At 32.1% G+C, this 13984-nt stretch carries 8 protein-coding genes; 1 reads left to right on the top strand and 7 read right to left on the bottom strand.

The window, feature by feature from the left end; all coding sequences use genetic code 11:
• Nucleotides 1–127: 127 nt before the first annotated feature.
• The 4 genes from JL53_RS06150 to JL53_RS06130 all read right to left on the bottom strand — a co-directional run bounded on the left by JL53_RS06150 (nucleotide 128) and on the right by JL53_RS06130 (nucleotide 7538).
• The gene (locus tag JL53_RS06150) at nucleotides 128–1075 is read right to left on the bottom strand and encodes an IS481 family transposase (protein WP_038407082.1); all 948 of its coding nucleotides are present in this window, start codon (nucleotides 1073–1075) and stop codon (nucleotides 128–130) included.
• 151 nt (nucleotides 1076–1226) lie between these two features.
• Nucleotides 1227–3515 (bottom strand): SH3 domain-containing protein, encoded by a 2289-nt coding sequence (locus tag JL53_RS06145; RefSeq protein ID WP_038408182.1) that lies wholly within the window; start codon nucleotides 3513–3515, stop codon nucleotides 1227–1229.
• 682 nt (nucleotides 3516–4197) lie between these two features.
• Entirely contained in the window at nucleotides 4198–5217 is a 1020-nt protein-coding gene (locus JL53_RS06135; RefSeq protein ID WP_038407080.1) for a hypothetical protein, read from the bottom strand.
• The gene (locus JL53_RS06130; RefSeq protein ID WP_038407079.1) at nucleotides 5214–7538 is read right to left on the bottom strand and encodes a bifunctional glycosyltransferase/CDP-glycerol:glycerophosphate glycerophosphotransferase; all 2325 of its coding nucleotides are present in this window, start codon (nucleotides 7536–7538) and stop codon (nucleotides 5214–5216) included. Before JL53_RS06130 ends, JL53_RS06135 begins: the two co-directional genes overlap by 4 nt.
• 863 nt (nucleotides 7539–8401) lie before the next feature.
• Between JL53_RS06130 and JL53_RS06125 the strand changes: the two genes are divergently transcribed.
• On the top strand, nucleotides 8402–10408 hold the full coding sequence (locus JL53_RS06125; protein ID WP_038407077.1) for a DUF6270 domain-containing protein: 2007 nt from the start codon (nucleotides 8402–8404) through the stop codon (nucleotides 10406–10408).
• A 539-nt stretch (nucleotides 10409–10947) separates the two neighbouring features.
• Here JL53_RS06125 and tagH read toward each other — a convergent pair.
• From tagH to JL53_RS06110, 3 genes are all read right to left on the bottom strand, one after another.
• The gene (gene tagH / locus JL53_RS06120; RefSeq protein WP_038407076.1) at nucleotides 10948–11958 is read right to left on the bottom strand and encodes a teichoic acids export ABC transporter ATP-binding subunit TagH; all 1011 of its coding nucleotides are present in this window, start codon (nucleotides 11956–11958) and stop codon (nucleotides 10948–10950) included.
• 12 nt (nucleotides 11959–11970) lie between these two features.
• On the bottom strand, nucleotides 11971–12774 hold the full coding sequence (locus tag JL53_RS06115) for an ABC transporter permease (RefSeq protein WP_038408181.1): 804 nt from the start codon (nucleotides 12772–12774) through the stop codon (nucleotides 11971–11973).
• Between the two features lie 279 nt (nucleotides 12775–13053).
• Nucleotides 13054–13947 carry an ABC transporter substrate-binding protein gene (locus JL53_RS06110; protein WP_038407075.1) on the bottom strand — a complete coding sequence of 298 codons (894 nt, stop codon included), beginning with the start codon at nucleotides 13945–13947 and terminating at the stop codon, nucleotides 13054–13056.
• Between the last annotated feature and the right edge of the window lie 37 nt (nucleotides 13948–13984).

Raw genomic sequence — 13984 nt, 5'->3', positions numbered from 1 at the left:
AACAAAGTATTACTATTCCTTAATATAGCAAAAAAAAGATTGTAGTGCAATGAAAAAATAAAATGAGCTAGCTCCAAAAATCTAGAAAACACAAACATATGTTACAAAAAGAGATTTCGATGGATGATTAGCTGACCATATTGGAATGAAGTTGCTGGAAATAGGCTTTCATTACTTGATTAGGTGATTGAAAATGATGTTTTTGCTTCGCAATATTGTTGTATCGATTTTGGTAACGTTGATTTTTCCGAATGAGTTCTTCGAGTGAACGGAATTTTTGTCTATGGTAAAAACGTTCTCCATCAATCCGGTGCGAACGTTCTACTATACCATTTTGCCAAGGAGAATAAGGTCTAGTTTTTAGATACGTTATCCCCTTATCAAAAAGGACTTGTTCAAAGCTAGTAAGCCCTGTAGCACCAGGCGTTACTTTGGTGAATTCAGCCCCATTATCCGTTTGGATAGCGTGGATTTTGCAGGCCATTTTCTCTTCTAATGTTTGGATAAAGCGTACGGTATTCGTCATAGACTTTTCATCTACAATTTGTAAAATCCGCTTGGAACTGAATGTGTCAATGGCGGTAATCTGGTAATAACTTTTTTGATGGCTTTTCCAGAGGATACACTCTTTAGGGACATATTTAATATCAACTTGTACTAGCTCTCCTGGAAAAGATTTGGTTTGTTTAGGTCCTTGGTTATTTCGTTTCCAGGTTCTCTTTTTGGGAGGAGCTGGCTTGGTCAGGTCGCGAATGACACGTTTCATTCCGCCAAAGCTTCGCTCATAACCTCGTTTTAAAGTTTGCGCGTATACTTCCGCGTGGCCTTCGAAGCCAAAGCGACGATACATTTTCCGAAGGAGTATTAGTTCCTTTTCTTGATGCTGATTAGGATGGCGGTGAGGTTTTCTTGATTGGAAAGCTAAGCTTTGTTTTGTTCCGTCGTATTTAGCTAATTGTCGGTAAATAAACCGGCGGTTGGTTTGATATCTTCTTGCTGCTTTGGTGACGCCATATTTTTGGGCATAGATACACATTTTTTCCCGAACTCGCATTTCTTCTGTTATACTTGGCATAGAGACATTCCTCCTGTTGATTGTGTTTGGTAGCTTAATTATACATGGGAATGTCTTTTTTTGTGTTTAAGAGTGTAACATATCTATTGTACCCTTACAAAAATAAAATGAGCTAGCTCCAAAAACATTGAAGTAGCTCATTTTATTTTAGTTATTTATATTTTGGAACGTCAAACTGTTGCGTATAACTTGATAACTGATTATACAAATTTTGCATTCCTTTTGTTTGTTTTGAAGCCCAGCCTATATCAGTAGCATATAAATGAACGCCAGGGTTAGCTGGATTATATCTCATTTTGTAAAGTGTGTCTTGTCCTTTGGAGATATAATTCTGTGCTACAAAACCAGCGCCACCAATGATGGCTTTCTCTGGAGTATCCCAGCCCTGTTTATAGGCGTATTCTGAACCACCACGCAATGGATCACTATCTACCGCTCCAATACCATACATGTTATAAACCTTCTTCGGTGTAACTGGTTTTCCATCAACCTTGCTTACGGTAACTCCATTAGCTAGCTGAGATGTCCCATTCCCGGTTTCTAAGAGAGCGTGTGAAATCAAATAAATCTCATTCACATTATAGGTCGTTGCAGCTTTACTAAAGCTACTCGCTTTATTCGCTAATATACCTTTTCCAGCAAGGATGTTTTTGTTAACTTCATTTGTATTAATATTTGCTGGTTTAGAGAGAACTAAAAATTGTAAATATGTTGCTGAATTTTCAGCAAAATTATTCGGATTCAAATAATAAGATGTTTCTTCTTGTGTGGCATTAAACCACTGCCGATTAAAATTGAATTTATACCATTTGCTACCATCACTTGCTGTTACCGTATTTAAAATAGTTATCGCTTCACCATTTCTCAGTTTCCCTTGTACGAAACCAGTTTTACTAGCGGTACTTCTAACCTGACCATTAGCAGTTATTGCTGTACCTTTGTTAGTTCCTGTAAGTTTAATGGCCTCTACATTTATATAAGAGTTAGCAGGTTTCTTATCGGTTTGCGGATTGCCAGCCATCGTTTTCGTTAATGCATTTGAAAATGTAGAAGTATAGGCTGTTTCTTTATACGTTTTTTTAATTGGTTGATATGGACTATCACTAAAATAAGCAACGTTCATATAACCAACTGTGTTTCCATAAATAAATTTAGCCCAGTTATTACTATCTAGACTTCCTACTTCCATTTCTACTTTCGCACTTTCTGGAATAACATCTACTATTTTACTATCGTAAGTTCTAGATTGGCGTAAATTGATATTGCTTGTTGCATATTTAATACTATATTTTGCATTTGGCACTTTAGCAGTAATATAGGCAGATTTCATGTAACCAACTCGCCCATTATATGCCACCTTAAGCCAATCGTTTGCGTCCTTTGAATTTTGCTCCACATAAATTTTAGCGTTTTTAGGTGCTACTATAATTGTTTCTGAATTGTAGTCTGGCTTGCTTCTTATATTCAAAGCACTTATAGCATAGTTCTCAAAATACGTTTTTGTAGGGTTATAAGTCGTTAAATAACAGTCTCTCATATAGCCAACCACACCATTTTGAGAAATTATCTTCACCCAGCCGTGCTTGTCCCTCGAATTATCTTCTACATACAGTTGTTGATTCTGAGGTATTGATTCTACTATCGCTGTATCAAAACTTCTGCCCGCTCGTAGATTTACGATGTTTGGTGCATAATAAATACCATATGTTTTTGTTGGGTCTGTTATAGAGAAATAATAAGTTTTCATATAGCCAACTTTTCCTTGATACAAAATCTTTGCCCAACCATTTGTGTCAGTCGTGCCTTCTTCCATATAAAATTGTTGGTTTTTTGGGATTGTAGTCACTGTTGGTGAATCAAAAGTTCTGGATTCTCTCATGTTTATTGCATTTGGTGCATAATAATTGATATAATTTTTAGTTGGGTCTTTTACTGTAATGTAGTTTTGTTTCATGTAACCAACCCTACCTTCATAAATAATCCGCACCCAACCGTTCTTGTCTACTGAACCATCTACCACATACATTAAGGCATTAACAGGAATCGTAACAACTATTGCAGATGAAAAATCACGGTTCGCTCGTAAATTTACAGCACTTGGAGCATAATATTCTCCGTAACTTTGTAAGGGATTCAGCATCGTTAAGTAATTAATTTTCATATAACCCTTATAACCTTTATATGAAATCTCTACCCAACCGTCTTTATCTTCTGAATTAGCTTTTACTATCGCTTTCTGATTTTTTGGAATGACAGTAACTATACTACTTGAAAAATCTCTTTGTGAACGTAAATTAATATCATTAATAGCATAATAATTTAAATCATCTGAGGCTGCATTTGCTTTTATCGTAGGGAATAATACTATACTTAATATAAGAATAAGTATCAGATTACAAATTATTTTTTTGAATTTAATTCTAATCAACCACTCTTTCATAAAACTCTTTTTTGTGATAACTGTATAACGTTCATAATTATAGTAAGCTAAGATTTTAGCTACTTTAAGAAATTTATTATTTGTGAATATTTTTAGAGAACGTTTTAAACAGATAAGTATTACTGTTGAAAAGGAATGCAAATTTCCCACTCCTCTATGGAAGGTACAAACTCAGTTCACTTAATTTTTATCGTTTATATATTTCTCGCTTTTTGTCCCCTCCTCTTTTAAAAGCATTATTAACCTATAGTTTACCAGATTTCAGACCTTTATAAATTACATTTTTGTAACAAAAATAAGCAATTCCCCAAACAAAGAGGCCTATCTGCTCATTGACTATACTGCATGCCCCTTGAAGTTAGCTTTAAAAAACAAACTATTTTTGAGTAGATTATACTTTGTTTTCCCCTAATTAAATTCATTAATTTTGTAATAGGATATTCATGTAAGAATAATGTTGTTTGCCTTTTCGTCTGTGCAACTCGACAAATTCCAATTTCCCAACATAGGAAAAAATGGGAGATAGAAAAGAATTGATCGATAGTTTGATTCCCCCTTCTTTGATAAACTTCCATTACTTGTTTTTTTAATTTATAATCACATTTAACCAATTAAAATACGCTCCTAAAAGTTAGATTTTTTGGTCTAACTTTTAGGAGCACACTACATCGTTTTTTATACCTTAACTTAATACATAATAAAGTTTATAAGCTTTAGCAATGGGTTTCATAGAATTCAAACCAACTGCTTTATACACTGCATTCGTAGCACGTCGATAATGCCTCAAATAATATTGTTTTGTTTGATAATGCGTTTTATCGAAAAGGACCTTTAGAAATTGTAAATAGACTGCGCTGAATGACTTATTTCCGCTCCAAACCAAATATTTTTCAACTGGAAACTGCAAGTAAAAATAACCCACTGATATTAGTTCACTTACTAGCTGTTTGTTATGATTCTCAAGGAAAATAGTAAGTGCTTTTAAATTTTCTTGCGCGTCTATTAAGTCACCATTTTTTAAATTTGTTTGAAAAGTTGGACCTAATTTCGTACGAATCAGATAGTTAAAAAAGTTTTTATCAAAATCCAGTAAAACCAAATCTAACTTTGTGTAATTACCCTCTAATGCTCTGTAAAAACTCCAGCAATCAATCATATCATTTATTGTATAATAATCAACTACTTGCATCCTAGGTTCATTCTTTTTCGTTTCTTCCAAAACGTTGTGTTTATACACAATATTTGCTTTTTGAAAAATATCAATTAAATGAGGTTTTTCTACCACTTTCCCAAAATATTTTTTTAAAAAAGTAATGTTATACAAAATATACGGTCCCATCTCCTCCAGTAACATATGTGGATCACGTTCCAAATACGTACTAGCAGGTTTTAAAACTTTTTCATCAACGAATTGAAGTTTTTCAGTCATCTCATAAACTTCTTCATTTGGAAGTTTACGCAAATATTGGAGAAACACAGGATTTTGATTAAATAGATGAATATCTGCATTCTCCATATTCTCATAAAAATGATTAACATAGTCATTTATTTGTAATAAGGTTCTTTGATTAGATTCAGAGCATACTACTAAGAAGTCTGCTGTGGTATTCATAACAGCTTTTTTTACTTGTTCACAAAGATACGGACTTCCCCATCTTGTCTCTTCATCTTTTATAACAAGCTGTTCAATTACTAGACTCATAAATGGTTCACATCCTCATTATTTTTCGTAATATAAGTCTCCACAAAACGTTTTGTTGAATTCCCATCTAAACTTCCAACGAATTTCTTTTTAAATGTTTCAAGGTCAGCGTAATTGTAAGTTCCATTTTTAATTGAATTAATAAGTGATGTTGTATCTTTAAAAACTTCTCCAGGAATTGTCGCCTTATAGTCAAAATAAAATCCTCTTTCGTCTAAATATTCATCAATATCGTAAGCAAAGAAATAAATAGGGCGATTCATCAAGCTATATTCAAAAATAACCGATGAATAATCTGTAATCAAAGCATCACTAAATAACATTAAATCATTAATATCATGATTCACTGATAAATTTAAGATAAATGGATCATCTTCTTTTATATTGAATGAAACATTTTTTATAACCGGATGAAACTTCAATATTAAGATATGAGTATCACCAAGTTCTTTTTTCAATGCTGCAATATCAAGTACAACACTATAATTAAAGCGCTCGTTTGGCCCCCCACGAAATGTTGGCGCATAAAGAAGGACTTTTTTCTCTCTTAATTGTGGATACATTTTTTGATATTTTTCTTTCGTGTAGTTCACATATTCATGTTCAAAAAATATATCTGTACGAGGTACGCCAATTGGTTTAATTTGATTTGCTTTCTTTCTAAATGCTTCCATATATTCTGGTATTATACCTTCAGAACTAACGAGTACATCAGTATATGGAGAATGTGCACGTATTTCAAATTCTTTTGTATTTGCATCTGTTCCTTCTAATGCACTAAATCCAAATTTTTTGAAAGCTCCTGTTGCATGCCAAGACTGTACAACATAAGACTTTTTATTAAATTTTAAACCGTAAATTTTATTATAATAATCATCTAAAACAATAGTCTGAGCTCTTCCTAGTACATAATATAGTTGAAACATTTCAAACCAATTACGATTTTTCCGTAAAAATACATATACTTTTTGAGGCATGTCATTATAAAACAAATAATCATAAATAGCTAGTAAATTCCCCTCTAGCTGCGTACTTCTTTCTGTAGCAAGAACTACTTGATTTTTTTTCCGTGGTAACCAGGTAGCTAGTTTAAATACAATTCTTCTGCTTACTTTACTTATCAAAATTGGAGCTTTAAATTTACGTCGAATAATAAATTTTAAAGAGATTTTCCGCGCGTCTTTCCAGTCATTATTATCTATTATCTGCAAAACTGCTTTCATATGAATTGGGTAGGCTTTTTTAAATGCGTTTTTTGCTTCTTCTCCCTGCCTGCTCCATAAATAAGCAATAAGTTTGCGATAATTTTCTTTGTTATCTTTTGTTATATATCGTACTCGTTCAATGCTACTGTGTAATAAAAAATATCTAAATGAAGGTATAATATTTAAAAAGTCATCTGATTTATTTTTAAACCAATCCAATATCATCGTAAAAGCAATTTGTTGATTTTCACTTTTCCTACTTTCAATAGCAGCTCTTAAAGCTCCCCAAAGCTCCACACTTGAAACTCGCTGATAATATTTTAATGCTATCTCGTACTCAGTATTATTTTTTAATAGTTCTGCTTCACCATAATCAAATATCTGAAAAATAGATTTCAAAATACGAATTGGATTTTTATTGACAGATTGAGTTAATGATTGAGATTCACCGTCTCGAAGTCGATAATAATAAACAACTTTCTCTACAGTATAAATATTCTCTGCTTGAAGCAAAGCATGTAAAACAAAAGGTTGATCTTCACCATAACGAATATTTTCAGGAAAGAAGACACCATCAATTAAAGAATGGTGATATAATTTTGCACATGGTCCAATAGAATAAAATAACTCTGGATTATTTAGTAATGTTTTCATTCCAGGTTTTGCAATATTATATTTAATATGCATTGGGATAAACCATTCACCTTTTGAATTAAATCGTTTGGTTGCTCCCGTAATTAATTTTGCACCTGTTGTTATTGCGCCATCATACATAAGTTGTAACGCATAGTTAGGAATGATATCATCACTATCTACAAAACAAATATACTTTTTATTTGCCAAACGCAGCCCATGATTTCTTGCCGAAGCCGGTCCGCCATTTGCTTGTTTATATAACTTAAATTGTGGTTTATCCTTTATATATTGCATTACGATATCCGTTGTTTTATCTGTTGATCCATCATCAATTAATAAAGCTTCATACTTTTCAAAAGTCTGCTCATGAATACTTTCTAGTGTTTCAAGAATTACTTCTTCCACATTAAAAAGTGGCATGATTATGCTTACTCCTGACTCTCGATTCTGTTCGATGTTTTCTTTTGAATCAATATTCATTTTATAGACTCTCCCTAATAAAAAATATGTCACAAAATACCTCTGTCTGCAGTCTGCATCATAATAATTGATACATATTATAGTCAGTAAGTCCTTGCAAAAAATCATTACACTTAAGTCCAACACAATATATATTTTTGATACTAGAGGTTCTAAACTGTATAGAGAACATTAAATCTAAGGGCATGATCTTTTTTCTTATTACGATTAATGTATAAATTTCCAAATTGATAAAAATATACATTTCCTTCAATTGGAACAACACAATTCGATAATTTACATGCGCAGATTTAAGTCCAGCTAATAACTCCCCTTGGTATTCTTAATTATGACTTAAATTAAGCCTCAATATATGGTTATTTGATTCTGAATATCCCTCATTAAATTTCCGGGTTTTGTCTTTTCTTCCATCATCAACGAACATAATCTGGCTATTGTCAGTAATTAAATCATTCATAATTAAATTTGCAATAAAAATATTTGTTAATTGTACTATATTTTCACTTAGAACTTCTTCCTTAATTTTAACAAGGTCACACGACTCTTAAAAATATTTTCCGCTTTTTCTGCAATCAGTATATACAGCATATCTTATTTAGGGCTGTTTATCAACTATCTACACAAAATCAGCCTAGCAATAAGTAGGTTAATACTTAAGTTATATTCAGATACAAAAATAATAGAATTAAAATTAAATTAGCTGATATTGCCCTAGCACAATTTTTTAGTTTAGAGAAAAAAACCTTACATCTTAAGCCTAAGTAATTACAATATGCGCATACATTTTTGATTAATTTTCGTAGGGGATTTTATTATTCTATGATAAAATATACATGTGACAATTAAATTTTAAGGAGTTAGAAATGAAATTTTATATAAAAGAAATTCAGTTAACCGATTCTAAAACATGGGAAATATCTGGTTTTTCTGAAGGGAAAATCAATAGCATCCAAGCTTATTACAATGAAATTCGAGAATATAAACATCCTGAGCAAAAATTAAACATTCCTTTTACACAACAAAAAAAATCATTCAAAGCAGTTATTTCCGTGGACGAACTTGCAAACTTTTCTCAACCTGACCTAGAAGTTGCATGGAAATTTAAAGTAAATGGCGATTTCCCCTACACACATTTAATTACAGACGGACCAATAATAAATAAACCATTTTATCCAGACAATTCACTTTACGAATATCATTTTGAATTCCCTGAAGGTATCTTAACACTTGTTAGTAAACCAAGAAAACTTATTGCCTCAATAGAAAGTTTTTCATTAAGTGAAAATATTATGTCTGGAAGTATCCAAATTAACCCTTTACTTCCAGATGGGGTGTTTTCAGCAAAACTACATCTAAAGCGTAGACCTACACCCAGTCTTTATCTATTTCACGAGCAACAACAATCCTTTAATTTAGGCATTATTAAGGATAATAAGATTTTCTTTTCCATATTGGTTAGTGATTTATGCTCTGATTTGCTAGTAGATGATACGAATATTTTAGATGCTATCATTGATATAACACCTCCCGAAACAAATAAAGGATTGCCTACATTTCTATCAATTGATGCAGACGTAAAAACCTCAATTCCAAGAGAAGTTGAAGTAGGCTCACCACTTTTTGCTACTTTAAGGTCTTATGTCACTGGCTCTAATAGATTATCATTTTATTTCAAAAAAAATATACAAGGACTAGTTAAATTAAGCCAATTACAAGAAAATAGAAAGGAAATCACTTTACAGTTTAAATTTGAAAACAAGTTTTCGGAAAGCCAAATTGTTTTGAAGCGACAAGATAAGAAGGCTGGTATATTTGAATATAATGTGGAGCAAATTTGGCCATTAAAAAAAAGCTTATCTAAGCATTCTGTACGAATAAACAAAAAAGATTTTTTATCAGGTCCTATAAACAAAGCAGATGCGACATGGGATTTTTTTATTCGCTCCAAAAACACACCTGATTTACCTATTTTAGTTCCAAATGAAATTAATCTTGATTCCTCTGATTTTTTTTCTACTAACGATAACAAGTTCCGAGCTCAATTATCTAGAAATAGTTTAAATAATCTCTCTTGTAATACTATTATTGCTCCAAAAACCAAATCAGATCTTACTAAAATCGCTATTATGGGGAGTTGCTTTAGCCGCAACGCATTTAACTCTTCTTCATACTTTAACCCAGATTATAAAGCATTTTTCGAATGTAGCTTTACACAGTTTCATTCTTCTATCATTAGTGTGATGACCGAATCAGCTAGTGGATTTGATTTGAAAAGATATAAGGATATAATACCTAGTGAACGAATTACAGTAGAGGGAGACTTTGAAAAAAACTTTTTCACTAATCTCAAAAATTCCAATTCTGACTACTTACTAATTGATCTCTATCCAGATGTAATTCGGCCAGTTATCTGGCTTAATAATAAAACTGCAATAACATTATCGTACGTAATAGAAAATAGCCAACTACTTAATGATCTCTCTTATGAAAGAATATTAGATCATATTAATAATGAAGAATTCTTTAATGAATGGAAAGGTTATGCAGACCAATTCATCACACAATTAACAGAAATAATTCCTGCTGATAAAGTTATTTTAAACTTAGGTGGCTTTACAACTTCTTACTATAATGAGAATGGGAAAATAGTAACTTATAAAAATAAAATGGCTATCGAAAAAAACAATTATTTTTGGAATCGATTAAATAACTACTTCCTAGCTAAATTGCCTGAAGCACAAGTTATTGATTTTTCAAAAAAACCGTATATTGGTGATTTCAACTATCCATTCGGTCATTCTTTTTCTCATTTTGAATCGACTTATTATAAGGACTTCTTGAAAGAACTTATTTATATCACTAAATCCTAATTTATACTGAATTGGTAATATATCTGTTCCTTTAGTAGCTTGTACTTCACGTAAAAGTTTTATTACTTGTTGTGCATATATGGTTGAATTAGTTATGAACTCTCGTCCATCCTATTATACAGCTTTTGCATAATAGGATGGACAACCTTGCCAAACTTGAATATCTACTTCTAGATAGCCTCTAGCTGCTGGAAAATCGTCCGACATACATGATTTTCTGGTATCATTATTGATAAATCCATTAGAAGAATTAATTGGTCCATGTTATAATCGATATACATAAATAGCACTCCTTTGTTTAGTTTTTGTTGGTACTTTAATTTTAACAAAGAGTGCTATTTTTGTGTTTTTTTATGCATAGATAATAATATAAAAAAGCGCGCTTCCATTTCACGGAAACACACTTTTATCATATTCTGATATCCAATAATATAGTGTGTCTGCATGGATATCTCACTCAGCGCAGACTTCTTTTTCCTCTTAACTTTGTGTCTACTTTATTATACTAAGCCCAAACTTTTTGGGATTCTACTAATATTTTACAACTTAATTTTTATATGTTTACTATCTAAATGTACTATGTGTTCCATTTGATTTTCCGTACCCTCACTAATTAAACCTTTAAATGATTTTTCTGTTGCTACTAAAATACCAAATAAAATTGTCAGTAAGATCAACGCAGTTAAAAAGAATTTATCAAAAAGTGTTAATCGATATTTATTGGCATTTGGATTAGGATAAACCTTTTTTTGAGGTGCTTTTTGACTTTCTTTATGCTCTTTTTGATATTTTTTCTTATAATCATTTGGTTGTTTGTTAAACCATTTTACAAACTCGTCATATTTTTGAGCAACTTCTTGCGCCGTGCCCATTTCTCTTATTTCACCATGGTGCATCCAAATAATTCTGTCACACAAGCTTTTTACTTGCCCAAGTGAGTGACTGACGAAAACAATTGTTTTTCCACGCGCTTTAAATTCGTTAATTTTATTTACGCATTTCTCATAAAAAGTCTGGTCCCCCACTGATAACGCTTCATCGATGACTAAAATATCAGGATTAGTATGCACCGATATGGCAAAACCTAAACGAGAACGCATTCCGCTTGAATAGTTTTTAATTGGTTGATTAATAAAGTCACCAATATCGGCAAATTCGATAATACTTGGCATCAATTTGTTGATTTCAGAACTTTTCATACCGTGCATTAATAATTTTAATCGAATATTTTCATAGCCAGTAAGTGGACCTTTCAATCCTACTGCGATAGCAATTAAAGACGTTTCGCCATTAATAACGACCTCCCCTTGAGTCGGAGGAATAACACCAGACATTATACTGGATATAGTAGATTTACCAGAACCATTTATCCCAATAAGTCCAACAGTTTCACCATCATGAATATCAAAAGAGACATCTCGCAAAGCCCAAAAAGATTGCATTTTTTGGCTTTTCGGCATGAACAAGCCTTTTATCTTATCTGATTTATTTTGATAGAGGTCATATTCTTTCGACACATGTTTAAATGCTACTTTAATATTGTTACCCATCTGTCTAACCTCCTATAAATAATCCACGAAACGTTCGCGGAATTTCATGTGTAGCGTCGCACCAACGAATAGTAATGTCAGTGTAATTAACCAGAAATACATCGTGTATGATGGAGATTCCCAGAAACCTTTATTCATTAAGAAAGTTTCTCTAAATCCATTGACTACATAGTATATCGGATTCAATTTTAATAAACTAACAAGCCATTCTGGTAACATAGTTTCTAAATTCCAAACAATTCCAGTCACATAAAAAAGAACACGCATAATGGACTGTAACATAATATAATAATCTCTTACTAAAACGCTAACCGTTGCATTAAATAATGTAACGCTAAATAAGAAAGAAATCATCGCTACAAAATAATACAAGTACTGACCCCAATAAATCGTAATAGGAGTTCCATTAATCGCAAACAAGCCTAGTAAAATTACCATCATCGTAAAATAACTTGTTAAATTAGAAACAATCGTTATATTAGGTAAAATACTCATTGGGAAATTCATTTTTGAAACCATGCCTATTTTATTATAAATACTATTCGCACCTTGTAAAATAACCGCACTAATAAAGAACCAAGGAATAATTCCGGCTAACATCCATTCAATATAACTTGCATCAGATCCGGATTTTGCATTCATTCCAAAACCAAAGACAAAGTAATAAATCGCAATCTGAATTAATGGATTTAAAATTTGCCATGCAAGCCCTAGATAATGACTTTGATAGGTAGCCTTATCTTCATAGCGCGCAATGCGAAATATCATTGGTAAATTTTTAATTTGTTCTTTAATAACTTCCATAATCTGTTTCACAAAAACACTTCTTCCCGAAAAATAATATGGTTTCACAACCAGATTCAGCTAAATATGCTATATAGGCAACTCCTCCATAAAAAACTAAGTACACTTTGTTAGTATAATTTGTCGTCATTGCTGCCTTTTCTTGCTGTTTATGCCTCGTCTTCTATGTGTAATTTGCTTTTATTAATTGGTGCATCCTTTTACTAACTCTATATAGTAAAAAAATACACCCTATGTTAAATTACCCTAAAAGTTGTTTTTTGTAAAGCTTCATCTTTAATTATCAAAGAATTAGTTTTCAAGAACCGCTTGAATATCAGCCGCGCCTTCAAGCAACCTTGGTCCTGGACGACTTAATTTATTAGCATCCATTTCATATATTTGATCATTTTTAACAGCAGAAATGTCTTTCCAAGCAGTACGTTTTTCGATAGTTGATTTCGCATCTGGATAGACGGATAAAATAATATCTGGATTTTGTTCAATTACTTTTTCTTCGTTGTATGGAATAAATCCGTCTTCGGTAACAATATTCGTTCCACCAGCAAGTTCGAGCATTTCGTTCATAAATGTTCCTTTACCTGCTGTGTATAAATCTGGACTGATTTCAATCCAAACTTTTGGTGATGTTTTTAGTTCTTTTGCTTTCTTTTCAATTGCTGCTTTTTGGTCTTCCATAGATGTTGTTACTTGTTTTGCTTCTTTGTCCGTTGCAGTTAATTCACCAATAGTTGTAATTGTTTTTTCTGTATCTTTTAAATTAGTTGCATCTGGAACAACAAATAGGTTGATTCCAGCATCTTTTAATTGTTGGTAAGCATCTTTTTGAGAGGAAAGCATAGATTCGTGGCCAAGTACTAAGTCTGGTTTTAGTGAAATAATTTTTTCGGTATCTACGTTTGTCGAAACTACTTTTTCAATATTTTTTGTTTCTGCTGGATAATCATCGTATGCTGAAACCCCAATCACATCGTCTCCAAGACCTAATGAGAATAAGATTTCCGTATTACTTGGCATAAGGGAAATAATTTTGGTTGGCGCTTCTTTTAGCGTGATAGTCTCTCCCGTTGCATCTTTCACTTCAATTGTTTCTGTTTTTTTTGTCGGTTCCTTCGTTTCTGTATTTCCACATGCAGTTAAAACAGCTAGTAATAAAACGACAGCAATTCCTTTAAACCATTTCATATGTAAGTTCTCCTTTTTAGTTGAAAAAACAGGTGGA

The sequence above is a fragment of the Listeria ivanovii subsp. londoniensis genome (assembly GCF_000763495.1).
Classification (GTDB): Bacteria; Bacillota; Bacilli; order Lactobacillales; family Listeriaceae; genus Listeria; species Listeria londoniensis.
This window is presented reverse-complemented; position numbering and strand designations above follow the sequence as displayed.